The following is a 25,357-nucleotide window of genomic DNA, read 5'->3' on the forward strand; positions in this document are numbered from 1 at the left end:
TAGCCGCAATCCAGATTGTCCGTCGCGTCGAAGTATCTCGCATGAAGTACCTCGTCGCGGTCGATGGCTCCGAACCGAGCATGGACGCGCTCCGGTACGCGGTCGAGCAGGCGGCCGCGACCGGGGCCGACGTGACCGCGGTCAGCGTCGTCGTGCCCGAGCAGTTCTTCACCGGCGGGGACGACCCGCCGACGAGCTACGCCGAGGCCGCCGACGAACTCGTCGCCGAGGACGTGCAAGATGCCGAGGAGGATGCCCAAGCCGCCCTCGAAGACGCCGCCGAGGTCGGCGACGAGGCGGGCGTCGAGGTCGAGACCGGTCTCCTGTACGGCGAACCGGTCGAAGTCGTCACCGAGTTCGCCGAAGGGCGAGGCCCTTCGAGCAGTCGGATGGGGTCCGACGACGAGGAGTACGACGCCATCTTCGTCGGCCACCGCGGCCTCTCGGACCGCTACGAGGGGCTGGTCGGTTCGACCGCGAAGGAGATCGTCGGGCGCGCGACGGTGCCCGTGACCGTCGTCCGGTAGCCCGCTCGGGGTCGCAGTCGTCGGGTAAGGAGACCCTACCTCTCGCGGGACGAATACTTCGCCACCTCCGGTATTCTGATACGCCCCCGGACCGTCGGCCGGGATATGGACGTAACGATAACTCCTTCGACGCTCTCGGGGGCGGCGCGCGCGCCCTCCTCGAAGAGCTACACGCACCGGGCAATTCTGGCCGCGGGCTACTCCGGCGGCGCGCTGGTCTACGACCCGCTGGTGAGCGCCGACACGAAAGCGACGATGCGGGCCGTGGACGCCTTCGGCGGCGATGTCACCCGCGAGTCGGACCACCTCGACGTGGACGGCTTCGACGGCCGCCCCGAGGTGCCCGGCGACGTTATCGACTGCGGAAACAGCGGGACGACGATGCGCCTCGTGACCGGAGCCGCCGCGCTCGCGGACGGCGGGACGGTCCTGACCGGCGACGGGTCCCTGCGCTCGCGCCCTCACGGTCCGCTCCTTCGGGCCATCGACGAGTTGGGCGGGAGCGCCCGAAGCACGCGCAAGAACGGGCAGGCTCCGCTCGTCGTGGACGGCCCCATCTCCGGCGGAACCGTCTCGATGCCCGGCGATGTCTCCTCGCAGTTCGTGACCGCCCTGCTGATGGCCGGGGCCGTGACGGACGAAGGGTGCGAGGTCGAACTCGAAACCGAACTCAAGTCCGCGCCCTACGTCGATATCACGCTCGAACTACTGGACGAGTTCGGCGTCGAAGCCGGGAAGCGCGGCGTCGGCGCGGACGGCGACGACGGTCCGAGCGGCGGCACCTACCACGTCGAGGGCGGCCAGTTCTACGAACCCGAAGACGGCGAGTACCACGTCCCCGGCGACTTCTCCTCGATTTCGTACCTGCTGGCGGCGGGTGCGATGGCCGCCGACGACGGGAGCGAGGTCCGCGTGCGGGGCGCGTACCCGAGCGCGCAGGGCGATTCGAAGATAGTCGGCGTGTTGGGTCGGATGGGTGCGGACGTGGACTGGAACCGCGACGACGGCGTGGCGACGGTCGAACGCTCCGAACTCTCCGGCGTCGAGGTGGACGTGGGCGACACGCCCGACCTCCTGCCGACCATCGCGGTGCTGGGCGCTGTCGCCGACGGCGAGACCCGCATCGTCAACTGCGAACACGTCCGGTACAAGGAGACCGACCGCGTGAGCGCGATGGCCGAGGAGTTGGAGAAGTTGGGCGCGGAGACCAGCGAGACCGAGGAGACCCTGACCATCCGCGGCGACGAGTCGGCGTTGACCGGTGCGCAACTCGACGGCCGGGGTGACCACCGCGTCGTCATGTCGCTGGCCGTCGCGGCGCTGGCGGCCGACGGTCCGACGACGATTTCGGGCGGCGAACACGTTGACGTGTCGTTCCCCGACTTCTTCGACGTGCTGTACGACCTCGGCGCGACCGTCGAACGGTAGTCTCTCTCACACCTTCGAAACGTACTTTCGCCGACGAATCAAATCGCCAGCGAATGCTCCGAACCGACGTGGCCGAGAACCTCCGTCGGGAGTTCGAGGAGGACGGCTATCTGTTCCCCGACTACGAGGGGTACTGCTTCGGGAACGTCCCTCACACCGTGACCGACGCGCTGGGCGTCGAGACCGGGCGGACCTTGCCCGACGACGTGCTGGCTGGAGTCTCCGACGAGTTCGAGCGAGTCCTCGTGGTGCTGGTGGACGGCTTCGGCTTCCGGCAGTGGCGACGCGAGCGAGACCACCACGCGCTCCTCGACCGCCTGAGTTCCGCGGGTCGGGTGACGCCACTCACGTCCATCTACCCGAGCGAGACCGCCGCGGCGATGACGACGTTCCACACCGGGACGCTCCCGGTCGAACACGGCGTGGTGGGGTGGAACGTCTACGAACCGACCGCGGACGAGGAGTTCGAGTCGCTTCTCTATCGGACGAAAGACGGCGACGAACCGTCGGTCCCGCGCTCGGAGGTGGCCGACGCCGACCCGCTCTATCCGAAGTTGGCCGACGCGGGCGTGTCGTCTCACCACGTCGTCCCGTTCGAGGACGCCGAACCGGGCGCGACGACGCGCTCCTACGAGTCGCTGGACGAGTTCCCGGCGGTCGTCGCCGAAGCGGTCGCGGACGCCGCCGACCCCGCCTACTGCTTCGCCTACCTCGACCACGTGGACGCCGCGGCCCACGAGTCGGGCACCGAGTCGCCGAACTACCGCGAGACGGTCGGAGCGGTGTTCGACGCGCTGGACGGGGCCGTCTCGGCGCTCGACGCGGACGGCACCGCCGACGAGACCCTGCTGGTCGTCACGGCCGACCACGGCCACGTGAACACCGACCCCGAGCGCAACGTGAACCTCGACCGGCGCGAGGACCTCCTCGCGGCGCTCCGGCGGCGCGCAGACGGCGCGCCGGTCAAGTTCGCCGGGAGCATGCGGAACGTCCACCTCCATCTGCGCGACGACCGCGCCGAGGAGGGCCAGCGAGCCGACGCCGCCGAAGCGGTGGTCGCGGACCTGCGCGCCGACTTGGACGCGCGGGTGTTCGAGAAGGGCGACCTCCTCGGCGGCGAGGCGTCCGGCGGCGAGGCGTTCGACGGGGACCTGTTCGGTGACGCTCCGGCGTCCGAGACGTTCCGGCGGCGACTCGGCGACGTGGTCGTCTGCCATCGGGACCTCGGGGTCTGGTGGGGCGACGAGGAACCCGGCGAACTCGCGTACGTCGGGATGCACGGCGGTCTCCACCCCGACGAGATGCTGGTTCCGTTCGCCGCCGTTCGCGCGGACGAACTGGTTGAGTGAGTCTTCGCACGTACGAATGTTTCGTAAAGAACGGTAAATAAGTCTCTACTGCGTCGGCGACGCCGGGCCGTCGGCAATCGGACGTTCCACGTTCGCCGCGACGGAACCCTGCCGAGACGGTCGGAGTGTAACGAGACCCGCGGGGCCGACTACCCGACTATGCCGAGGAGTCCCAGAATCCACCGCAGAATCTCCGACAGCGCGAACAGGCCGCCCTCGGCGCGCGAGAGTCTGCGCCCGGACCACAGCGCCGCGACGAAAACGCCGACGACGACGGTGAGCCACGCCAGACTCTCCAGCGCCGCGGCCGGAACCGCCAGCGGGCGGACGAGCGCGGCCAGACCGAGGACGCCGACCATGTTGAAGACGTTGCTCCCGACGACGTTCCCGACCGAGACGCCGACGCTCCCCCGGCGCATCGCCACCAGCGAGACGGCGAACTCGGGCGTCGAGGTCCCCGCGGCGACGATGGTCCCGCCGACGACCCACGGGGAGACGCCAGCCGCGAGCGCGAGTTCGGTCGCCGCCTCGACCATGAAGTGACCGCTCACCAACACGACCGCGAGTCCGGCGACCAGCGTGCCCGCGTTCCGGGCGGTCGAGGAGGTCCGCTCGCCGTCGTCGGCCAGCGTCTCCGCGCGGTCGGCCGGCGGCTCCGCGTTGGGGGTCGCGGTCTCCGCGCGGTCGGCCGTCGTCGCCCTGTCCGCCCCTCCGGCGACGGGGACGGTCTCCCGGTCGTCCGGGGCCGCGCCGGTCGGGGACCGACCGCCGTCGCCCTCCTCGGGGTTCGACTCCGAGCGAATCAGATACCACGTGTAAGCGACGAACGAGGCGATGAACACCAGTCCCTCGACGCGTCCGATAGTCAGGTCGGCCATCGCGGCGACCCCGGCCAGCGTCGTCGCGGCGAGCGCGAGGCCGTCGCGGTGGACCAGCGACCGCTCGATGGGAACGACCCGGACCAGCGAGACCACCCCGAGGATGAACGCGACGTTGTAGATGTTCGACCCGACGACGTTGGCGACCGCGATGTCTCCCGCCCCGGCGAGCGCGGCGTCGAGGCTGACGGCCAACTCCGGCGTCGAGGTGCCGACCGCGACGACGGTGAGTCCGATGACCAGCTCCGAGAGTCCGGCCCCGCGGGCGAGTCGAACGACCGAATCGACCAGCAGTCGCGCGCCTATCCAGAGACCGACGACGGTCGCGACGAGGAGACCGACCTGCACGACCAACTGTCCTGCCATGAGGTTCGTGGGTTCGCTACCGGCCGGAACGGCAAAGAATCGTCGGCGACCCGCCGCCGACGCCGATTGCGGCATCTCCAAACCATAAATACCCGCGCCGACCAACACTCCTGCAATGAACGGAAACAGCTTCGGACGCCTCTTTCAGGTGACTACCTTCGGCGAGAGCCACGGCGAGGCGATGGGTGTCACCGTCTCGGGCTGTCCGGCCGGACTGGAACTGGACGAGGAGGACGTACAGGAAGACCTCGACCGCCGGAAGCCCGGCCAGTCGATGATAACGACCAGCCGAGGCGAACCCGACCACGTGTCCATCAAGTCCGGCCTCCAAGACGGCTACACCACGGGGACGCCCATCGGGATGGTCATCGACAACAAGGACGCCCGCTCCGAGAAGTACGAACCCTTCATCACCGCGCCGCGGCCCTCCCACGGCGATTTTACCTACTCGGCGAAGTTCGGCACACGCAACTGGGGCGGCGGCGGCCGGTCGTCCGCGCGCGAGACGGTCAACTGGGTCGCGGCCGGAGCGATAGCGAAGAAGATTCTCGCCAGCGAGGGGGTGCAACTCAAGGCCCACGTCAACCAGATCGGCGACATCGAGGCTCCGGCGGTCTCCTTCGAGGAGCTACTCGAACACAGCGAGGAGAACGAGGTCAGGTGCGCTCACCCCGAGACCGCCGACGAGATGCGCGAGCGCATCGACGAGTACCAACAGGAGGGCGACTCCATCGGCGGCTCTATCTACTTCGAGGCTCGCGGGGTCCCGCGCGGACTCGGCGCGCCGCGGTTCGACTCGGTGCAGGCCCGACTCGGGCAGGCGATGATGAGCGTGCCCGCCGCGACGGCCTTCGAGTTCGGTCTCGGCCGCGAGGCTCGCGAGTACACCGGGAGCGAGCGCAACGACGAGTGGAAATTCACTGACCCGGAAAACCCCGACGAGAGCGACCCCGTACCCGTCGAGAACGACCACGGCGGGCTACAGGGCGGCATCACGACCGGCGAACCCATCTACGGCGAGGTGACGCTCCACGCGCCGACCTCGATTCCCAAGACCCAGACCACCGTCGATTGGGAGACCGGCGAACAGAAAGACGAACAGGTCATCGGCCGCCACGACCCGGTGTTACCTCCTCGCGGCGTCCCGGTCGTGGAGTCGATGCTCGCGCTGACGCTCGTGGACTTCATGCTGCTGGGCGGTCGCATCAACCCCGACCGCGTGGACGACCGACCCGGCGAGTACGACACCGACTACCACCCGAGCAGTCCGCACAACGAGTAGCGTCCTAGCGAGGTCGGGAAGCGTCTCGGCGAGGTCGAGAGACCGTGAAAATGGCAAAAGAGACGGTTCGGTCGAACCCCGATTCGGCGCGGTCCTGTCCGGAACGCTACTGTCCGGAACTGTTGTTGCCCGCGCCGCCGCCACCGCCCGACACCGACACGTCGCCGACCATCGTGTTCGGGTGGACGATGCAGATGTACTGGGCCATCTCTTGGGTCGCGGTGAACCGGACGGCCTGTACCGCGCCCTGCTCGGAGATTATCTCCGTCTGCGCGACGAGCGATTCGGTGGACTGCTGGCCGCCGCCACCGGTCGCGTTGCCGCCGGTCCCGTTACTGACGCCCGTGACGTTGCCGCCCGATACGTCCAGCGTGACGTTCTGTCCCGCTTGGGTCTGGTTGATTTGCTCGAAGACATCCGGCTGGACCGACAGCGGTTCGAGGACTTGGAGGTTGTTACCCTGCGAGTCCTGAATCGCGAAGTTGTGGCCCACCCCGTCGCCGTTCTGCCACATCAGCGTGTAGGTCGTCCCCGCCTGTAGGTTCAGGGTCGGGTTCGCGCTCCCGGTCGCCTCTGCGCTTCCGGGGAGCCGATACCCCTGCCACGCTCTCGTGTATCCGCCGAGGAGGATGACCTCCTCGTTCCCGCTCTGGCCTTGTGCGAGGACCGTCGCGTTGATACCCGCCAATGCGCCTGTCGCTGCCGTCGCTTTCAGGAAACGACGACGGGATGACTGTTGTGTCATGAAACCCCTCACTCTCTAGTCCTCCGCCAACGGATTAAATGGGGTCAATCGTTGTACGCTCTCAGTCGCCGGGACAGTCGTAATGAAACCTTTCCAATCGACGAAAACAGTTTTGCGGTGCCGAGCGTCCCACCGTTGCTAAAATTACTGTTCTATTACGCAGGGGGACCCGATTCAGTCGAGCGATTCGCCCGCTCGACCCTCGCGAGCCATCTGCCCGTAAATTTATTGGACCTTCGTGATGAATACGACGTAGGGTCGGAAACGTGTCTAAAAGTAACATGGGAAACGATACCAACGAAAATCCGGGGCTGACCGAATCGCCCGACCGTTCCGGCGTCTACCGCGCGACGTACGACCCGGACGGCCCGGCGACGCTGAGCGATGTCGTCATCGAAGCTATCGCCGAAGTCGCCGACGTAGACCCGACGGAGACGGTCATCCCCATCGCCGAGAGAATCGACCCGGATGCACTCGACTCGCTGTTCGCCGACGACGAGGGCAAGGCCCGGACCGCGTTTCGGGTCTGCGGTCTCGAAGTCCTCGTGCGGAGCGACGGCCGCGTCCGAATCGTAGACGAACCCGTTTCAGACGACTGAGGAGGTGAGTGGTGTGCAAGATACGAAACTCGTCCGGACCTGCATCGACTGCGACCCACACAAGTTGGTCCTGCGCCGGACGAACGACGACGATTCGCGATTCGACGTACTGCTCGATTTGCTGACCGAAGACCCCACGGAGGCGGTCGCGGTGACGTACAGACAGTCCGAACGCTTCCTCCACGAGTGGCGCGAGCGCGTGGACCGGCCGCCCCGAAACGTCGGCGTCGTCAGCGTCGGCGAACAGATGCGCTCGTCGGCCGCCGCGAGCGCGCCGTTGCCTGCCGACCGGACGCCGCTCCGCGGCGTCGCGGACCCGACCGACACCGACGGGATGCGCGCGGCCGTGACGAACTACCTCGACGGGTGGCCGTCCGGCGGCGACACGATGGTCTACTTCGACTCGCTGTCCGACCTCCTCGCACGCGAGGACTCCTCGGCGGTCGCCGAGTTCCTCGAGGAGTTCCTCCGTGCGCTGGACACCCGCGACGCCGTCGGCTACTTCTGTCTGCGCCCCGCCGCCCACGAGCGTCGGGTCGTCCGCGAGGTCGCCTCGCTGTTCGACACCGTGGTCGAGACCGTCGAAACGGCGGCTCCGTCGGTGACTCGCCCTTCGGTGGACGACTGTTTCCACGTCGTCGCCGACCCCCGACGCCGGTGCGTCCTCGACGCGCTGGCCGACGGCGACCCGCGCTCGGTCCCGGCGCTGGCCGACCGAATCGCCGACCGGAGTTCCGTGGACCGCGACCGGGCCGCGACCTCGCTTCGCCACGTCCACCTGCCGAAACTCGCCGAGTACGGCGTCGTCGTCCACGACCGCGCGGCCGACCGCGTCGAACCGGGCGACTACTTCGAGCGCGTCGAACCGTACCTCCGGCGGCTCCGCGGAGCCGACGACGACCGATACTGAGCGGCGTCGCTCCTCGGTCCGATTCGCCGTAGCCGGACTCTCCGCCCAGTTCGATTTGTACCTCCGACCTGTTCCGACCAGTCCGTCGCTCCGCCCGGTCGGCTTCGCTCCGACCGGTTTTTATCTCGCGCGCTCCTCGATACCGACGATGGACGCGAACCAGCAGACTCCGGCGAACCCGTTCGGGATGGACGCCGACTGCGAGAACTGCCCGGCCCTCTGTGCGACCCGCGAGCAGGTCGTTCACGGGTACGGCGACGTGGGCGCGGACTTCCTGTTCGTCGGTGAGGTCCCCGGCCGGGGTGCCGACCGGACGGGCGTCCCCTTCACGGGCGACGAGCGGGGCGAGGAGCTTCAGCACCTCCTCGGCCTCCTCGGTCTCAACAACTCCCTGCCGAGCGACGACGAGCCGGAACTCGAAAACGCCTTTCTGACGTATCTGGCGCGGTGTCGAGACCCCGAGCGTCCGCCGACCGACGACGAGATTCGGACCTGCGAACCCTATCTCAACGCCGAGATTCGGATGATAAACCCCGAAATCCTCGTGCCGGTCGGCGGGCGTGCCTTGACCGAGATAGCGACCGAGTACACCACGACGCCCGCCGAGGAGTTCGACGTAACTGCGGACCACGCGACGACGATTCGCGGCCGGGGCTTCGAAATCGTCCCGATGGCCGACCCGCTCGACCTCGCCGAAAGCGAGCGCGAGGAGTTCATAGACCACTTCGAGTCGCTGATGGACCGCGACTACCGCCAGACGAAGGGGCGGCGAAGCCGCTGAGCTACCCCCAGTAGGGGTTCGACAGCTCGCGATTCGGCGACGACCCGAAGCGACTCGCCGCGGCGACCGCGACGACGAGGAGGGCGACGACCGCGAGCGCCGGGATGCTTCCGAGAACTACACCGACCAGTCCGACGAGCGCGCCGACCGCGACGAACGCGACCGTCGCGACCGCCAGCGCGCCGAGGAGTCTCGACCAGTTCATACGCGAACGAAGGGTGGCGCGGATTAAAAGCTTCAAGGGTCGCGCCCACCGAGAGGGAGGTATGACCGTCATCGCCGTCTTCGCCGACCCGCCGCGACCGGGACTGGTACTGCCGAACCTCGCCGACTCCTCGCCGGTCTCCGACGAGGAGGCGGCCGACCTCTACGCCGCAATGGTGAAAGACACGATGCGCGCGGCCGAGCGCAGCGGCGGCGAACTGCTGGTCAACTACCGCGACGACGAGACCCTGCCAGACGAGTTCGCCGACGCGGGCGAGGAGAGCGCCGAAGCCGAGGTCCGCGCGCTCGCGGCCGACGCGCTCGAAGACCCCGACGAGGCCCGCTTCGAGGTGCAGGTCGGTTCGACGTTCTCGGCGCGCGCCGGAAACACCGTCTCGCACCTGCTCGGCGAGGAGGACGCCCAGTCGGTCGCGGTCGTGCCGGGGACCGCGCCGATGCTCACGCGCAAGGAAATCGACAGCGCCGCGATGAAGCTCCGGCGCAACGAGGTCGTCCTCGGCCCGAGCGAGCGCGGCCGGGTCCACTTCGCGGGCTTCACCGAGACCGTGGACTTCGAGGAGGCCTACGCCACGCCAGCCATCGAAACGCTGACCCGGCGCGCCGCGGACGCGGGCCACGAGGTCGGGTTCCTGCCGACCGCGACCAGCGTGGCCACGGGCGCGGACCTCGTCTCGCTGGTGCCGGAACTCAACGCCCGCGTCACGGCCGAGCGCATCGTGCCGGGACACACCGCGGGCCTCCTCCGGGAGTGGGGCCTGCGCGTCGAGGAGGGCGACGCTGGCCCCGAGTTGACCCGAACGCAGACCGACAGTTCTTAGACGGGCGAGGCGAAATTTAGGACTGCGCGGTGGGATGGCAGAGCGGCCTATTGCGCCTGCCTTGAAAGCAGGTATCCTCACGGATTCCTGTGGCCCCGTGAAATCACCCGATAAGCGCCTTCTACCTTGTGTATAGTTGATTCGCACTTATAAAATTATAGGTTCATAAGTCTGACCTATGTTGTTCCTATCTTTAACTCGGTAAGCGTAATTTAGGGGTGGATTGCCGGTCTGGTTTATATGTGTCCATAGGTTTGGACTGAATAGCCACCAAATCCCGTCGCCGTCCGTTGCTATTGCACTCGAAGACGGCCACGTAGAGAACTTCCGCTGGCGTGACCTGCGTCCACCGTGACGCCCTTCAGATTCCGAGACACTGGCAACCAGCGTGTCCAACGCCGAAGGATAATTGTCGGCGTGCTACCAACAGATAGGCATGAGCCACGACCAGAACCCACCTCTCCGTATTCCCGAAGATATGGATGGTGTCTACGAGATTGCCGAGGAAGAAGAGGAAGACGGAATGACCGATGAACAGCGTCGTAATCTCGCTGAAGCACAGGTTCGCCTTCGGGGATTCTGACCCGGACGAGTAGCCCGACGACGCCCACCGACCCATGACCCCCGACGAATCGTCACTCGGTCGCTGTCCGGACTGCGGCGAGCCTATTCCCTCTGCGTGGCTCCTTGTCGAGTACGAACGGGCCGACGGTACCGAGGGCGTTTGGGCGGAGTGTCCATCTTGTGAGGATGTTGTAGCGCCGGAGTAGTCGGAGACAGCAGAACCAAGTGTTCTCCCTGTGCTACCTCGTCCAAGACCTCACTGATGGAAATTTCCGACCAACTGCGCTGTCTGTTCTCTGCCACTGTCGAAGAGCAAGACGAGTCGTTTGTCGTTGAAGTCCCCGAGCAAGAGATTCGCCTTGGCGACCTTCAGGCGGGCGAGACGTACCGTGTGGCCGTTCTGCCGTCACCTGCGACTGACGACACCAGCGACACGTACACTGAATCAGAGCGCGAGCGTGGCCCACCGAAGCCACCGGTTGAGGAAGGTGAAGAGCGAACGGTTGAAATCGAGGATATAGGTGACCAAGGCGACGGTATCACTCGGGTCGAGCGTGGTTTCGTCGTCATTGTTCCCGACACCGAACAGGGCGAGCGCGTTACCGTCGAGATTACTGATGTTCGTGAGAACGTCGCCTTCGCGGAAGTTATCGAGCGCATGAGTTACTACGAATAGTATCAGCGTTCGAGTTCCTCAGTAACATCCATTTTCTGTAGTTCGATGGCTGTTTCAATCACAAAATCAAGGCAGAACTCAACATCATCTTCAGTAATTTCCACCTCGTCTGGCAGGTCCGGAACATCAACACCGCCACCAATGCTACGTAGAACTCGCGGAGTTAGCGAATCGAACTTTGAATACCGTCTGTAATCTATTCCAAGACTAAGAACCTGAATCGCGTCTTCGATGGCGTCTATCGAACTATTCACTCTCTCAACAAACTTTTCCATATCTCTACCGAACTCGCGCATATCTCTGCTTGAAGGCGAGATTCCAACAGAATCATCGATAGAAAATGGTTGGTATCCAAACTCTTCTTGCATTCGTTGATTGTATTCAAAGAATAGGTTATCGTAGGCGATAGCGAGTTCCTTTATTGCTTCTTTCCTCTGTCCATCTGCAAGATACTCTTTTGCCTGCTGTAGTGTCTCTCTTGTACTGTCGTATTCGACCAAAGATACCATTGAAATATCGGTGTACTCAATTCCAAATACCTTCGGAGTGTTCTCTTCGAAGAAATCTCGAACAGCCACGCTAAAAGACTGAATATCTGCTGAATTGGGCCTTGTACCTTGATGTTTTAGGTTCACTCTCGAATCATTCAAACGACGCATTGCTGGTTTCTGCCCGAGTTCTTGTTCATCCGGAAGTTCGTTACCAATGATTTCCCAATATTCCATGAAGTTCACATGGCTCTTTCCGGCACGGTGTGAGTTCAGGTACTCAGCGGCGTGTTGTAGAAACAACTCAACTGCGTCGTGAAACGATAAAATAGCCGTTGCCGCCATTGGCTGTGGTTCCTGTGCCTGTTCTTCACCCATCCTGACGAGGTATTTATTGAACGACAGCCGTTCAATAGTGGTTTTGTTGAGACTCATTTCAATCGGGTCAAAAGGAATACCGTAGGTCTGAATATTGAATGTACTGGCGTTTGAGAGATTATCGAATCAATTACTCGCACGAATCACGTAGTTATGTACATGGCCTTCAGGCTCTCCGAAGACGATATCCCCGACGAAAAACCACACCGTGACCGCGAGTTTCTGTGGAAGTGCTACCACGAACGCGGGCTGTCCTCTCGAACTATCGCCTACGAACTCGGTGTCTCAAAGAGCCGCGTGACGGTTCACGCCGAGCGCTTGGGGGTACTCCGACCGTGGCGTCATGAGGAAACCCTAAGGCGTCTGTACGTCGAAGAAGGCCTGTCAGCGGACGAGATAGCGGCCCGCGACGGGTTCGACTGTAGCCCCGTGACGGTGCGAAAGTACCTCTCTCAATACGGCCTGACCAATGAAGACTCCGACGACGTGACCTATGGCCGATTGGACGAACTCGGACGAGGTGTGACGAGTCAGTAGCAAACCAGTAATTTCAACACGGTAGTATGTTATTCGTGGCGTATGTCCGAGACACCTGACAGCAGTGTTAGAATCTACGTCAATATCCCGGTTTACAAACAAGACGAAATGGAAGGTGTTCACGAGGTTGAGACAGGCGAAGCAGATGGTCTGATTAGTACTCGCGGAGACGCTGAATTTCCTGATGAAACAGTTCAAGTACAGAGGGAAGCCGACCAAATAGGTCGATTCACCACTGATATTTTCATTGGACAGACCCCAAACCCGCTCAAGTACTTGGGCCTCTCGGCTATGGACGAAATGTCACGGTTAGATGTAAACCAGAAACACAATATCCTATCCGTTTACGCTCCGGATACGGAGTGGAAGTACGACCAGTGGAATGAGCAATTCGATGAAACAATCCATGTCCGAGGAACGGCTGAAGACCTGTTGAAGTGTGCGAAAAGCCGAGCCGAGGAAGAAGATGAAAAAGAAGTAGACGACGTACTCCTTGTTTGGGAAGCACATCCCCACTTCAACTCGGAGGAAGTTCGTGGTGCGCTGGTTGAATATGATAAAGGATATGCCGACCAGTTTTCTGACGCCGATTATCGCTAATCACATCCCGCCGAATAACTCGATTCACCACCGTTCGGGCAAGGTAAAGAGCGAGTCGCCCACGCTGACAACATAAGAATACTAAAGAGCCATGCCCCAACGACGCCGCCACAACCGCCTTGTTCAGACGACCCTCGCCAACCTATTCTCGGCTCGCAGTCCATCGCTCTCGCCCTCGAATTACGACTCTGCCGTGTGGCCCACACCGACGAGGACGACGCTCACGACGACTATGCGGTCCGTATGAGCCGCTATCGGGCTTCACGAGCGCATGAAACTACTGCCGATTCACCCCCTCTGAAAATGACTGTCAGAGTCAGAGCCGGAGCCGTTCAGACTTTTCGACACCGCTCGAACCCCACCCTACCCCCGGCTCTCCCGGCCCGACCGACCCGGAACCCCGTCCTCTACCGGGCCAGCCACCCGCCCTCTCGCACCCCTACCAGCCCACCCGCTCCTACGGGGTACCCCACTGGCCCCCTCTGTAGAGCGTTCGTGCGGTACCTGTACCTGCTGTGCGAGTGTGTAGGAAAGTGGACGAGTCGGACTGGCCCCACCAGAGAGACGGCCCCTGTGGCCCGTAGCAGGCCGCTACTTTCTGCTAATTCTGCCTTAGAAAGACTTAGCGGGCCGTAGAGGGGTAGAAATGCCCTGTTCTACGGGTGGGTTTCGAGTGAAGGATACCGCGATAGCCGACGAACCAAAAATGACCAATCCACCCTCTCCCCATCCCCCATTTAGGAATGACACGGGATACGTCGCTCACAAACCCTGAAGGGGACTCCGACACCTTAATCCGAGAGTCGCTACCGTCAAATAACTCTCGGTAATCCCCACACCGACTTCTATTAACAGGGTCGAACGCACCCTCTAATAACAACTATGAGTAGGGCTGTTCGGACGCTATAATATATTCTGATATGGGTATCACTGTGAGTTATTCTGCGTCGTTCCACACATACGCCGCCGCGTCGGGAAGGTCGTCGTACTTGGTCACGAATCCGTTTTCTGCGAGTGCTTCGGTCTTCTTTCGGGCGCTTCGTTTCCGGACACTCGTTTCGGTAGCGATTTCGTTCACTGTACCACCTGCGCCCCCTTCGTCCTGAAGATACTCGGCTACCTCTCGGGCGTCTTCGCTGAACAGAACGAGGTGTGCCGCTTTACTCGGCACCCAATCGGGAAGCGCCGCCGTGTTCACGTAGACCGTCGTAGGTTTGGTATCTCGTCCGAACCGAAGCACGTCCTGAAGCGTCTGCCGCCTCATATGTCGGTGAATCTTGTTGCCGAACTCGCCGTAACTCTTCGCTGTCCCGCGCCTACCGTTTGACACGACCGTCTCACCCGCATACGCCCCCCACTTCTTGATGTATGGGTCGCCGTAGTGCCGAGAGCCGGAGACGAACCCGAGGTGCTTGTTCTTGAAGCCTTGGTAACTCAAGACGTTGCTGAAGTTCCGAGGGGTACCAACGTAGTCGAACAACTCCCCGTCGTTGGACTCCGGGTACACGTTGTCAATCGCCTTCTTGCTCGTGATTAAGCCGGGGTTCTCGCCTTCTCTCCGGTGTATCCAATGCGCGATTTGGGTATCTTTCGGAGCCGTGATACGCCCGTCTGCGTCGTTCTGGTAGGGTTTCAGGTCGTCATTCGTCCGAATGATGGTGTGGTTCAGCACGTCCGAGACGTACTTTCGCTTCTCGTGGTCTTCGAGAACGTCACAGTGCGTAAGGTCAAGGCCGGTCGCTATTCGCCACATCGCGGGCGTCGGAGTGCCGTCCAATCCGAGGAAGCCGTCAGCAATCTCGAAGTTCGGTGGATTGAGAAGGTACATCGTATCTTCGTCTCGGTCGCGCACGCAGATGGCGTTCGAGTTGATACCCGAGGCGTCGATACCATGCAAGTCAGCCCAATCCGAGACGGGTAGCCGTTCCCACCCGTTCCCCAACTCATGCCCTGCCAGTAGCACGAACGTCAAAGTCGGGGCGAGCGCGTGGTACTCTTCGTTCGGAGATTTGAGAACGTTGTTGGTGTCCTGATAGAGGCCGTGTTCTCGGAACCAATCGAGGGCGTCGGCGTACCTGTCGCTGTCGGACTGTGCGTTCAGCACGTCCTGATAACTGTCGTAGCGTAGGGTGACATTCTGAAGGAAGCGGTCAACGACCTGTTCCGGGTTCTCGAACTCGGTTTCAAACTCACTCACCGAAAATTCGTCTTTGACGGCGAAGCGCCCCTTCAGGTACTCGTCCCGGTAGGCATGGCTCGGGTCGCCAATCAGAACGTCGGGTGCTGACGGGTCGAAATCAAGCAAGTCAAGATACCTACAGTCCTCGCCGCACCGTATATCGTCAAGTCGGTCATGGATTTCCTGACCGCCGACGCCGTTCTCGTATGCCTTCACAGCCCGCCAGTCGTAGTGGTCTTGGTCGCTCTTATCGAACGCAGGACAGTGTTTGTGCGGGGTCGGGATACACTTATGAGTGAGTCCGAACTGGTCGCACAACTCTTCAGCGTCCCTCTTTAGGTAGTCTCGGGACGCAAGATAGAGTAACAGCGTTTCTGTCTCACTGGCAACGTTCAGGGACGAATAGGACTTCCCCGAGACGGGCAGTGCTTCGAGTAACACATTCCCGTGTCCGTTGTAGATTCCTCTGATTGCTTGTTCCACGCGGTGTCGAACGTCAGACAAGGTGGGTGGCCGATACGGTGGATTCTTACTGACAGCGTTCGTACTTTGCATTGTCGTTCACGTCCACGACAGGGGAACGGGCCAGCCCGCCAAGGTCGCCCTTCCCTCTTCCTCGCAACTAACTGATTAGCGGTGCGTTTCGTGTGGTTGGTTCACCTTCCTTCTCCGTACATTAAAACTGTCGCACAGGCGTACCTCAAGGCTTCACGCTCGCGTGTAGAATTTCGCGCTGGTAGGGATAATAGCGAGTATCGGACTCTCGATAGGGGTATCAGAACACTCTCTGAATTGACCGACTAGCCGAGAGAGGAAACACGCAGATAGGTTCGACAACCTCGCGTCGGTGTCAAGTGGGGCCGCCGGAATCCTTTTGATATTTCTTGCCGATAATATGACATAGAGGTGGCCCGCCAGTGAGCAACGCTGTAGATACGACGACTCGGGTCGTGTTGTGCTTCGACCGTGACGACACCCTTTCGGTCAACCCGCACCCGGAACACCGAGCGGTGCCGATAGGGTACGTCCAATGGTACGCGCACGAACTCGAAATTCCGGTTTTCGCAACGGGCAACCAGCATTTACGCACCGAGGCGAAGATTCCGGGGATTCGAGAAGCCGAGCGGCTGTGGGAAGAACTCGAAGGGGACGAGTACGAGTACGAAAACTCGGAGTTCGAGAACCACATCAAGCCACGCCGCCGGGACGGTCTTCGACTGATTCAGGACGTGTATCAAGAAGCGTTCCCCGACGAGGACTTCCGGTTTGTCGTCGTTGACGACGCGGATGTGAGCGACTTGGAAGAGGAAGGGCCGTGGACGTATTACGCTCCGTGGGAGTTCGTGGCCGCTGTCGAATCCGGCGACTTCGCACTCGAAGAACCCCCATCGGACGCCTACCGGAACGACGGTGTGCCGTTCAACTCGACTGACCAACCGGATTTCGAGTACGACCAGAAGCGGGAACTCCGGCAGATACAGAAGAGGTTGCGTACCCCCGTCGGTTCAGGCCAATAAATAGAGCGACCTACCAGTCGGGCCTGAACAGGGCAGGTATGTTTCGATAATCTCGCTTTCCTCGTTGACCGACGTGTAGTAATTCAGCGTTCGCCACTTGTTCCAAATCTTTAACCCGATTTGCTTGGTTGGGTTGAAACATCCCTTCGGTGTACGTCATATGCCACCTGCCACTACATCTACCTCGCAAACTGAGTTCGTTCAGGAAGCCTTCGAGACGACCGTCGAAGCCGACGACGAGAAGCGGCTTCTCGAAGCCATAGACAACGCTGTATCCCGACTCCGCGAACAGATAGACGACGATACCCTCGAAAACATCCTACGGGCTGACGCCGGGTCCTATCGGCTTCGGGGCGGCATGACCCGCGACGGGCTTCAGCCCGAACCCTTCACACAGCAGGCGGTTATCGAACCACTGCTTTCGGAGTTGGGTCATTCCTTCGATACCGAGGCTGGCGGCTTGTCCGGTGGTCGGACGATGGTCGCGGACTACACTGTCTCCCTGCGCGACTTCGACACGGATTCGACCCGGCTCCTTATCGAAGCCGAACCCATCAACAAGGACCTTGACTCCCGTGAACACGGTATCGGGCAGGTTCGGGACTGGTTGAGCCAACGTGAGTTTGAGTCTGATTTCGGGTTCGCTACCGACGGGCTTCGGTGGGCGTTCGTCCGGTACGACCCCGATTCGTACAGTCACAACGTAATCGAAGAGGTGGACCTTCAGCCCGTCTTCCTCGCGCTCTTCGAGAATCAAGTCGGGGCGCGGGAATCTGTCGAAGAAGCCGTCTTCGACGCCGACCGCGAACGTGTCGCCAATCTTCTCCGCACCTTCGAGTTCGAGAACTTCGTTTCCATCGCCGTCGAGGCCCGGCAGGTAATCAAGCGAACTCAAGAGGAAATCACTGACGAGTTCTACGACGACTACATTCGCTACGTCTTCGGTATCGTGGACGAGGATGAAGAGACGCCGCGCTCGCTGATTGGCGACGGCGTTGTCAAACCCGACGGCGCGACCGAGGACGACGCCCGACTGTTCGCCGTCGAATTGATGAATCGGCTCGTGTTCATCAAGTTCCTTGAAGACAAGGCAATCGTTCACCCCGACCTGCTACAAACACTCACGGACGCCTACGAAGACGGTATGCACACTGGGTCGCTCTACGACGATTTCATCAAGCCGCTGTTCTACGACGTGATGAACGAGAAGCCCGACCAGCGACCGCCGACGGTCCAAGACATTGAGGTGTTCGAGGACATTCCGTACCTGAACGGTGGGCTGTTCCGTCCGTCGCTCGGTGGGGACGAGTTCGATGAAGAGGACTTCGACGTGCGGAACTCGGTGCTGAAGTCTATTATCGACCTGCTGGAACGATACAGTTTCTCGGCGGGCGGCTCACCGACCGACCTTGACCCGAGTGTTCTCGGTAACGTCTTCGAGAAGACGGTGAACTACATCACCAGCGACAACGCGGATACGAACAAGGAACTTGGGGCCTACTACACGCCGAGCGAGATTACGCGCTTCTGCGCCGAAGAGACAGTTCGTCCGGCACTACTGGACCGCTTCGGTCGCGTGCTGGTCGAAGAGCGTGACTGGCCCGAGCCGGAAGTCGAGAACTACGATTCGGTGTACTCGCTCATTGAGGACCTGCCGGGGAATTGGGGGCTGATTAGCGCCCTTCTCGCAGAGGTAGACGAGTTCCGCGTCGTGGACCCTGCCTGTGGGAGTGGACACTTCCTCACGTCGGTTCTCGAAGAAATCGTCAACGTCCGCAAGGCGCTGTACGCGCAGAACGAGAACTACCCGCAGGAATATCGGCTGAAGAAGACAACGGTTCTGAACAATATCTACGGTGTGGACCTGATGGGACCAGCCGTCGAAATCGGCAAACTCCGGCTGTGGTTGTCCATCATATCGGAGTTGGACGAAGACGTAGTGGACGACCTTGACGACGACGAACTCGCCCTACCGAACATCGTCTTCAACCTGCGTGAAGGCAACAGCCTAATCGGGTACACTGGTTTCCCCGAGACGACTGACGACGGCGAATACACGCTCGGGAGTTTCACCGAAGACAGCGTTCGGGACCGTTATCAGGGTATCATAGACGAAATCGAGAAGCACGAGCAAGCGGTGGACACTGACGTTGCCGAAGACCACCGGCAGAAAGCGTTCGAGAAACTACGCGAAGCACGCGAGGACCTGATTAGCGATATTCACGCAGACTTCGTTGAGGCCGGTATCGAAGGGCTGAATCAGGAGACGGTCGCGGAAATGCAACCGTTCAACTGGGTGCTTGAGTTCGCTGAAGTCTACGCAGATGGTGGGTTCGACGTGGTTGTGGGGAATCCGCCGTGGGACCGTATCACGCCACAGCGCGACGACTATTTCACCCGGTTCGATTCCGATTTCCGAACTCTGCTACCCGAAGCAAAACAAGAGCGTCAAGAGGAACTGCTGGAAGACTCCGATATTGCGGAAGGGTGGGAAGAGTACAAGCGCCAAGTCGAGATTCAAGCGGACTACTTCAATAATTCCGAAGAGTATGAACTTCAGCGTCCAAAGGTAGCCGGTCGAACCTCGGCTACAGAAAATGACCTGTCCGCCCTCTTCCTCGAACGAGTCTTTCAGATTGCCCGTGACGATGGTTACGTTGCCCAAGTTCTTCCGGGGGCAATCTTCAATGGCTCTTCCACGAAAGACCTGCGGCTACACCTTCTCGATGAAGCCGAGATTCAATCGCTCGTGACCTTCGAGAACAAGGGTATCTTCCCCGAAATTGACAACCGCTACAACTTCGGTACCCTCGTCTTCGAGAACCGTGGGGCCACTGACGAACTGCGTGGAATCTTCCAACAACACGACGTGGGAGTCTTACAACAACTCGAAGAGAGCGCCCTCTCTATCCCCCGTCGTGTGCTTCGTGACTATTCGCCTGAAGCGGCTATCTTCCCATACGTAGATTCGCAACAGGAAGTCGGTATCCTAAATCAGATTCTTCAGCACCCGTCAATCTCTGAACGGGTCGGAGAGAGATGGTATGTTGAGCCATATCGGGAACTTGACAGGGGGAATGATGTGGACCGCTTCGTTGAATCGGAAGACGAGGGAGAGTACCCGGTTCTCGGCGGAAGCAACATCTACCAGTTCATGTACGACCCGTCGTTCTTGGACGACTTGGAAGGGCCGAAGTTTTGGGGCGTACCAGAGGACGAAGACCCCGAGTTGAGCGCCAAAAAGCGGATTCGGGAGAAGAGCCTGCCGAAACTCAAACGCGGGATATACGACGCCTTCGATGGGTCCGGTTCGCAAGTCGGGTTCGTCAATGAACTGCTGGAAGAGCGACGGGGCGAACCACTGTCAGAGGACGACGTACTGCTTGATTGCACGGAATATCGTATCTCATACCGTGACATTGCCCGTGCCAGCGACGAGCGCACGATGATTGCCTCGGTGCTACCGAAGGGAGTAGTGTGCCACGACAAAGCCCCGACGCTTCGCCCGTACCGAATCGAACCTGAAGAGGACGACCTTGAGGAACCAACTCTACATGGTGCCTACGAACGGGTCTATTCGGACGAAGAACTGTTCGTCGCCGTCGGGTTGCTTAACAGCCTGCCGTTCGACTTCCTTATGCGAACGAAAATCGACTCGACTGTCGTCTTCTACAAACTGAAAGAGTCGCAGGCACCCCGCCTGACGGCTGGTGACGAGTGGTTCGACTACATCTGGAAGCGTGCCGCTCGGTTGAACTGCTACGGCGACGAGTTCGAGGAAATGCGCGACCGGCTCGGTGGTATCGAACCGGCGACCGACATGGACGAACGTCGGGAAGTTCAGGCTGAACTCGACGCCGCCGCGTTCCACGCCTACGGCCTTGACCGCGACCAAGCCGAGTTCGTGCTTGAGGACTTCCACCGGGTTCAGAGTCCCCGTATCATGGACGAGGCGTATTTCGAGACGGTCTTGGACAAGTACGACGAGTTGGCTGAATCGTCGTCCTAATCAGGGCCGACTCCGGTCAACGGTCTTGACACCAACCAGCCGCGACCGCCAATACACGGCTTCAACGAGTGCTTCGTCAGCCCCGTCGGTCGGCAGTCCGATAGTACGACTTCCGCAGTCACACATCACGCGCCGGACGACCCATCCATCGGCGTCGTAGTAGGTCGCGTAGACTACAGCCTTATCGCCCGTCCTGATACCCCTATTACACCGGTCGCATATGTGGCCCACCTGTACGCCGTTCAGCGCCGCCGCCGGAGACGGTCGGGTCATTCGTCTTCACCCGGCAGGTCACGGCGACCGTCGTTGTAGCAGTCGAAACACGGGAAGTCGTGGTCGTCGCACCAGCAATCGTGTTCGTCGGTGTCCTTGGTAGCGAACTCTTCGAGGGTGACACCACCGTCAGCACGGACAGGCTGTTCCCCGCTGGCCGCTTCGAGGACTGGCTCTCGAATACCGACGGCCACCATATGCTTACACGCGCCGGGCTGGTACTCCCACGCAGGACACGTACAATCCGACGGGATACTGTCCTCGACGTGGACAGTGTACGTGTGGTCGTCGGCGTCCGCGTGGGAGTCGTTGACTACTTCTACGTCGCCGTCACCGACAACGGTGAACTCGAAGGCCTCCCACTGCGCTCGTTTCTCTACCTGTTCGTCGGACTCAAGTACTTCTAATGCTGATTTGGACATGGCTTTCGACTCCCGAAGGCCACCGCTCGCCTGTACCAGCAGGCGGGCTTTTCGACGCGAATCAAGCCCGAGAAGCGGTCGCCCTCTGTTGATTATTGGTTCCGTGGTACTATAATACTTGGTAGTTATAATTCTATAAAATAAAATGCGCTACAAGAATTGTTCTCTTTCACACAGCCGCACAGAGCCGCAGAGCGCACGTCAAAAAACGACGGTAATAACCACTCGCTCCGCGACGAACGCACTCAAGGCCCTGCTGACGCCGCTCTCACGGCTCACTGGCCTATCTACTACCGTCGAAAGTTGTGGTAGGAGTGTTCTCTTTCCGGCTTAGGGAATGAATGGGGGCCAGTCCTCGTCGTCAGAGCCTCTGTTGGCTGAGTCGAGGGGTTCCCAAACGGTTACATTCGAGTTGACTTTCGTGTTGAAATATACACAAAATCTTTTCCACCATATTATCATTATATCTGGACAATGGGGAACAAGTACGACGAATTGGATGAAGATGAAATGGTTGAAGAACACGGAAGATGGGGTGCGTTGAAGAAGTTATTCGGCATGATGGCAGAGGACGCAGATGAAGCACTGGGGGTGTCTGAACGGGTTGAAGCCCACAAGCGGAAGGCCAACGACAACCCCGTCCACGCTAAATGTTACGAGTGCCATAGTGAACTTGAACACGCCGATGTAGGCCGCTGTCCTCACTGTGGGTACGACGCGTCATTCACCGGGTCACGGGTGCTGTACTCGGTACTAACCGGACTGTTCGCCATTACGATTATCGGGATCCCCGCCGCCGTGTTGTTCTACCGCAAAGCACAGAAACTACGGAAAAAAGAGGCTCGTGGTGTAGCAAACAAAGAGTGGAAATAACATCCGCTCCGTTGCGCGTTTGACTTCTTCGGCTACGAGGGATTAACCTCCTTTCACGAATCTACGTTCAAGTCGTACACAACAACCCGTATTGCTGACTGTTCGGTGGGTGGTCAATGAACAGAACTCCCGATTCTACGGAACCCACATAATCCAATTTCGACCGAACAAATAGGAGTTTTTCATTGCTCTGTCTATCGTAATTCGGTACACTACGCCGATTTTATTCGATATTTTCATTACCTCGGCTAATGATTTATACGTCCGCCAGTTCTGCTGGTGGATGTATGATACCTGAATACTCGAAGCCCGGTGATACGGTCGTGAAATGCCCCCGTGGCGGCTATATGTGGCCCTACAGCGGAAACAGTCAGCGTGCCACCTGCCCGTCCTGCGGATACAAGTGCAAGGTACCAGAGAATCAGAAGGGAATGGTTCTGTCCTGCGAGGACGAGATTCTGGTGGATGTGGATAGGTTCGACCGCACAGTGCGGAGAGCGCTTTCACTCGGGCTGAAGAGAGGCGACCGAAACTACCGCAACGGTATCGCAGACGTGTTCCCGAAGAAGGATGGTGGTTCTCGTGAGTTTTGAAGCGCAGTGTCCGTTCTGTGGGACCGCAGGGGGAGAGTACGACCCGGAGTGCTGGAAATGCGAAACAACGCTATCGCCACCGAACAACGCGTAGCGTCCAATTTCGTTATCACCCCATTCTGTCGAGGGCGTCCCGGCGGTCTTCAACTGGCGCTTGGTCATACTTGGCGGTCGTTCCAATACTCCGATGGCGGAGTTGCGACTGCGCGGCGGCAAGGCCCTCTTCACGCGCCATGTAGGTCCCGGTCGAGTGCCGAATGGCGTACCAACTTACGTCGCGCTCAATATCCGCGAGGTCACACACAGCGTCGAGGACATACCGGAGCGACGACGCACTGTAGGGATTCGAGTGTCGCGTGAGCCAAAGACGGTCGGTGTCCTCGTACTTCTCGTACATCCCACGTTCTTCGAGCCAGCGGGCGAGGTATTCAGTCGTCTCCCGGCGTAGGCTCACTGTCCAATTATCCTCGTTCTTCGAGGACTCCGCCTCGGGAATACGGAGGGTGGCGTTCTCTACGTCTACCCAATAAGTTCGGGCGCGACCTACCTCGATAGGTCGAAGGCCCGCGTCGAGCGCGGTGTGGATGATACTCGGATACTTGAAGCCGTTCGCACGCTCCCAATCATCGCGTGACACTTCGGATGTGGGTTTCCCATACCGACGGGCGAGGAACCGCTTCCACTTCGTTCGTTCCTCGGGTTCGAGCGCGGCATACGCCGGGACAGTCCCGTATTCAAGCGCGGCCTCACGAAGCGCGGTTCGCTCGTCGTCCGAGAGGAAGTCTCGGGGTTGTGAGACACCCGACGACGAACTGATGGATATGTCCGGCTCCCACTCGTCACCTTGGAATCGGAAGTAGGCAAGCAGGGCCAGTTTCGTGTTGTGCAAGTGAGTGCGTGAATACTCGTCGTCGGCCAAGAGCAACGACCGAAGGTATTCCTCGGCGTCTTCGTGGCTCACATCAATCGTGTACCCGTCTTGCTCCCACAACCCCCGCAGGAACCTGTCGATAATGCCAGCGTAGTTCTGCGCGGTGTGGTGGGCGTAGCCTTCGAGCGCGTCCGGGTTCTTCCCCTGTCGCGCGAGCCACTTCAGTAACTTCCTGCGATGGCTCTCGTAGGCGACCCGTTGGCGCTCATTGAGGTAATCGCGTGACGGGCCGGGAATAAGAACGATACCTTCAACTTTCTCGGGTTTGTTCGTACTCATAGTCCCTGTATGACGGCGATTTCAGCGGTTTCGGGGCGATTCAATCGAGGAACAGTGGAACAGGTCAGTTTCATTGGTTTCGGCCTCGAAGACGCTGAAATCGCATGACGTGACGGGGACGACCACAGACTCCGCGGTGGGATGGCAGAGCGGCCTATTGCGCCTGCCTTGAAAGCAGGTGGCGTCAAGCCTCTTGGGTTCAAATCCCAATCCCACCGTATTTTTGGCGCTCACAACACGGCGAACACCTCGTGTGTTCGCCACCCGTGAGTGCCTAATTCGGTCTCGGATTGAGATTTGAAATAGACGAGTCGCACTCCCGGAATGGCCCGGAGGGCCACATGCCCGGACCGTCTCGGCGTGGTTCAAATCCCAATCCCACCGTATTCTGACGAAGACGGTACTCGATAGCGACGTTCTCGACATGTTTGAACTCTGGCGCGCGGGCGCGGCGCTCCCGTGCGCCGTGCCCATCCGCGCGAGGGATGAGTAGCGCAACGGAGTGAGCAACGCAATCGGGTGGGGAGGTGTGAGGCCTGCGGCCGCGGTGCGGTGCTGTACGGTCGCGGTGACTCCGTGGCTCAAGCCTGCAGCTAGCTCAGCTTGAAGTTCCGTATTCCAGTCCAGTGAATAGCCGGTTCACTGGTCACCGATATTCTTCGACGTACTGCACCGACGCGTCTCCGACAGACTCGAAGCCGAGGAGAACCACGAAAGACGACCCGAAATCACCTGCGCGAGAGAGAAATCCTTTTCCTCTACCCACCCAACGGTTCGGACATGGACTGGCCCCACGACCCCGACGGCGAGGAGGGAAGCGAAGGCGGACGCAAGTACGGCATGGCGATTCTCGCCAAGAAACTCGACGAGGACGAGGACTTCCCGCTCTCGAAGGCGGAGTTCGTCGAGGAACACGCCGACGAGCCGATTCGCATCAACTACCAGCGGGTCGTCAGCGTCGAGGACATCTTCGAACACGTCGAGGGCGAGACCTTCGACTCCATCGTGGAGTTCCACAAGGCGGTCGGTGCCGGGATGCGCCGCGGCGGGTTCTGGGACTACCACCCCGAGGGCGAGTCGCCCGAGAAGAAGAGCGCCTGAGTCCGTCAACAGTCGAACACTTACGTTTT

General features: G+C 60.6%; 25 protein-coding genes and 1 tRNA gene. 19 read left to right on the forward strand and 7 right to left on the reverse strand.

The window, feature by feature from the left end:
• The first annotated feature begins 41 nt into the window (after nt 1-41).
• From EPL00_RS11000 to EPL00_RS11010, 3 genes are all read left to right on the forward strand, one after another.
• Nucleotides 42-527, forward strand: a complete 486-nt coding sequence (locus EPL00_RS11000; protein ID WP_135852662.1) for a universal stress protein — start codon at nt 42-44, stop codon at nt 525-527.
• A gap of 105 nt (nt 528-632) precedes the next feature.
• Nucleotides 633-1,955, forward strand: a complete 1,323-nt coding sequence (gene aroA / locus EPL00_RS11005; RefSeq protein ID WP_135852661.1) for a 3-phosphoshikimate 1-carboxyvinyltransferase — start codon at nt 633-635, stop codon at nt 1,953-1,955.
• Between the two features lie 53 nt (nt 1,956-2,008).
• Nucleotides 2,009-3,304, forward strand: coding sequence for an alkaline phosphatase family protein (locus EPL00_RS11010; protein WP_135852660.1), 1,296 nt, complete (start codon nt 2,009-2,011; stop codon nt 3,302-3,304).
• A 149-nt stretch (nt 3,305-3,453) separates the two neighbouring features.
• Here the strand turns inward: EPL00_RS11010 and EPL00_RS11015 are convergent, their stop codons facing one another.
• Complete coding sequence (locus EPL00_RS11015) at nt 3,454-4,548, reverse strand: calcium/sodium antiporter (protein WP_135852659.1); 1,095 nt, start codon at nt 4,546-4,548, stop codon at nt 3,454-3,456.
• Between the two features lie 115 nt (nt 4,549-4,663).
• Here EPL00_RS11015 and aroC point away from each other — a divergent pair, with 115 nt between their 5' ends.
• Nucleotides 4,664-5,830: a chorismate synthase gene (gene aroC, locus EPL00_RS11020; RefSeq protein WP_135852658.1), complete on the forward strand. Its 1,167-nt coding sequence runs from the start codon at nt 4,664-4,666 to the stop codon at nt 5,828-5,830.
• Between the two features lie 106 nt (nt 5,831-5,936).
• On the opposite strand, the gene EPL00_RS11025 is transcribed toward aroC, so the two are convergent.
• On the reverse strand, nt 5,937-6,575 hold the full coding sequence (locus EPL00_RS11025; RefSeq protein WP_135852657.1) for a twin-arginine translocation signal domain-containing protein: 639 nt from the start codon (nt 6,573-6,575) through the stop codon (nt 5,937-5,939).
• 281 nt (nt 6,576-6,856) lie between these two features.
• Between EPL00_RS11025 and EPL00_RS11030 the strand changes: the two genes are divergently transcribed.
• The 3 genes from EPL00_RS11030 (at nt 6,857) to EPL00_RS11040 (ending at nt 8,865) form a co-directional block, all read left to right on the forward strand.
• Entirely contained in the window at nt 6,857-7,174 is a 318-nt protein-coding gene (locus EPL00_RS11030) for a HalOD1 output domain-containing protein (protein ID WP_135852656.1), read from the forward strand.
• 13 nt (nt 7,175-7,187) lie between these two features.
• A complete protein-coding gene (locus EPL00_RS11035; protein ID WP_135852655.1) occupies nt 7,188-8,084 on the forward strand; it encodes a winged helix-turn-helix domain-containing protein in 897 nt (298 codons plus the stop codon).
• 148 nt (nt 8,085-8,232) lie between these two features.
• The gene (locus EPL00_RS11040; RefSeq protein ID WP_135852654.1) at nt 8,233-8,865 is read left to right on the forward strand and encodes a uracil-DNA glycosylase; all 633 of its coding nucleotides are present in this window, start codon (nt 8,233-8,235) and stop codon (nt 8,863-8,865) included.
• A 1-nt stretch (nt 8,866) separates the two neighbouring features.
• Here EPL00_RS11040 and EPL00_RS11045 read toward each other — a convergent pair whose 3' ends face one another.
• Nucleotides 8,867-9,070, reverse strand: a complete 204-nt coding sequence (locus EPL00_RS11045; RefSeq protein ID WP_135852653.1) for a hypothetical protein — start codon at nt 9,068-9,070, stop codon at nt 8,867-8,869.
• 61 nt (nt 9,071-9,131) lie between these two features.
• Here EPL00_RS11045 and EPL00_RS11050 point away from each other — a divergent pair, with 61 nt between their 5' ends.
• The 4 genes from EPL00_RS11050 (at nt 9,132) to EPL00_RS11060 (ending at nt 11,148) form a co-directional block, all read left to right on the forward strand.
• Entirely contained in the window at nt 9,132-9,908 is a 777-nt protein-coding gene (locus tag EPL00_RS11050; RefSeq protein WP_135852652.1) for a TIGR04282 family arsenosugar biosynthesis glycosyltransferase, read from the forward strand.
• Nucleotides 9,909-10,344: 436 nt separating this feature from the next.
• Complete coding sequence (locus EPL00_RS11055) at nt 10,345-10,491, forward strand: hypothetical protein (RefSeq protein ID WP_162224199.1); 147 nt, start codon at nt 10,345-10,347, stop codon at nt 10,489-10,491.
• A gap of 34 nt (nt 10,492-10,525) precedes the next feature.
• Nucleotides 10,526-10,678: a phage terminase large subunit family protein gene (locus EPL00_RS23795; RefSeq protein WP_238398176.1), complete on the forward strand. Its 153-nt coding sequence runs from the start codon at nt 10,526-10,528 to the stop codon at nt 10,676-10,678.
• A gap of 56 nt (nt 10,679-10,734) precedes the next feature.
• Entirely contained in the window at nt 10,735-11,148 is a 414-nt protein-coding gene (locus EPL00_RS11060) for a TRAM domain-containing protein (RefSeq protein ID WP_135852651.1), read from the forward strand.
• A 2-nt stretch (nt 11,149-11,150) separates the two neighbouring features.
• Here EPL00_RS11060 and EPL00_RS11065 read toward each other — a convergent pair whose 3' ends face one another.
• On the reverse strand, nt 11,151-12,071 hold the full coding sequence (locus EPL00_RS11065) for a hypothetical protein (RefSeq protein WP_135852650.1): 921 nt from the start codon (nt 12,069-12,071) through the stop codon (nt 11,151-11,153).
• A gap of 102 nt (nt 12,072-12,173) precedes the next feature.
• Between EPL00_RS11065 and EPL00_RS11070 the strand changes: the two genes are divergently transcribed.
• On the forward strand, nt 12,174-12,551 hold the full coding sequence (locus EPL00_RS11070) for a hypothetical protein (RefSeq protein WP_135852649.1): 378 nt from the start codon (nt 12,174-12,176) through the stop codon (nt 12,549-12,551).
• A gap of 42 nt (nt 12,552-12,593) precedes the next feature.
• Nucleotides 12,594-13,151: a hypothetical protein gene (locus tag EPL00_RS11075; protein ID WP_135852648.1), complete on the forward strand. Its 558-nt coding sequence runs from the start codon at nt 12,594-12,596 to the stop codon at nt 13,149-13,151.
• 937 nt (nt 13,152-14,088) lie between these two features.
• Here EPL00_RS11075 and EPL00_RS11080 read toward each other — a convergent pair.
• Complete coding sequence (locus tag EPL00_RS11080) at nt 14,089-15,813, reverse strand: hypothetical protein (RefSeq protein WP_135852647.1); 1,725 nt, start codon at nt 15,811-15,813, stop codon at nt 14,089-14,091.
• A gap of 434 nt (nt 15,814-16,247) precedes the next feature.
• Here EPL00_RS11080 and EPL00_RS11085 point away from each other — a divergent pair, with 434 nt between their 5' ends.
• Together EPL00_RS11085 and EPL00_RS11090 are read left to right on the forward strand one after the other, a co-directional pair.
• Nucleotides 16,248-16,847: a hypothetical protein gene (locus tag EPL00_RS11085; RefSeq protein ID WP_202932602.1), complete on the forward strand. Its 600-nt coding sequence runs from the start codon at nt 16,248-16,250 to the stop codon at nt 16,845-16,847.
• 160 nt (nt 16,848-17,007) lie between these two features.
• On the forward strand, nt 17,008-20,856 hold the full coding sequence (locus EPL00_RS11090) for an Eco57I restriction-modification methylase domain-containing protein (RefSeq protein WP_135852646.1): 3,849 nt from the start codon (nt 17,008-17,010) through the stop codon (nt 20,854-20,856).
• Nucleotides 20,857-21,125: 269 nt separating this feature from the next.
• On the opposite strand, the gene EPL00_RS11095 is transcribed toward EPL00_RS11090, so the two are convergent.
• Nucleotides 21,126-21,551, reverse strand: coding sequence for an SWIM zinc finger family protein (locus tag EPL00_RS11095; protein ID WP_135852644.1), 426 nt, complete (start codon nt 21,549-21,551; stop codon nt 21,126-21,128).
• 474 nt (nt 21,552-22,025) lie between these two features.
• Between EPL00_RS11095 and EPL00_RS11100 the strand changes: the two genes are divergently transcribed.
• Together EPL00_RS11100 and EPL00_RS11105 are read left to right on the forward strand one after the other, a co-directional pair.
• The gene (locus tag EPL00_RS11100) at nt 22,026-22,424 is read left to right on the forward strand and encodes a zinc ribbon domain-containing protein (protein ID WP_135852643.1); all 399 of its coding nucleotides are present in this window, start codon (nt 22,026-22,028) and stop codon (nt 22,422-22,424) included.
• Nucleotides 22,425-22,711: 287 nt separating this feature from the next.
• Entirely contained in the window at nt 22,712-23,017 is a 306-nt protein-coding gene (locus tag EPL00_RS11105; RefSeq protein WP_135852642.1) for a hypothetical protein, read from the forward strand.
• Between the two features lie 109 nt (nt 23,018-23,126).
• On the opposite strand, the gene EPL00_RS11110 is transcribed toward EPL00_RS11105, so the two are convergent.
• A complete protein-coding gene (locus EPL00_RS11110; RefSeq protein WP_135852641.1) occupies nt 23,127-24,227 on the reverse strand; it encodes a tyrosine-type recombinase/integrase in 1,101 nt (366 codons plus the stop codon).
• Nucleotides 24,228-24,362: 135 nt separating this feature from the next.
• Here EPL00_RS11110 and EPL00_RS11115 point away from each other — a divergent pair.
• Together EPL00_RS11115 and EPL00_RS11120 are read left to right on the forward strand one after the other, a co-directional pair.
• Nucleotides 24,363-24,445, forward strand: a tRNA-Ser gene (locus EPL00_RS11115).
• Nucleotides 24,446-25,007: 562 nt separating this feature from the next.
• Nucleotides 25,008-25,328, forward strand: coding sequence for a DUF5785 family protein (locus EPL00_RS11120; RefSeq protein ID WP_135852640.1), 321 nt, complete (start codon nt 25,008-25,010; stop codon nt 25,326-25,328).
• Nucleotides 25,329-25,357: the final 29 nt, after the last annotated feature.

This window comes from Halorussus salinus, assembly GCF_004765815.2.
Lineage (GTDB): Archaea > Halobacteriota > Halobacteria > Halobacteriales > Haladaptataceae > Halorussus > Halorussus salinus.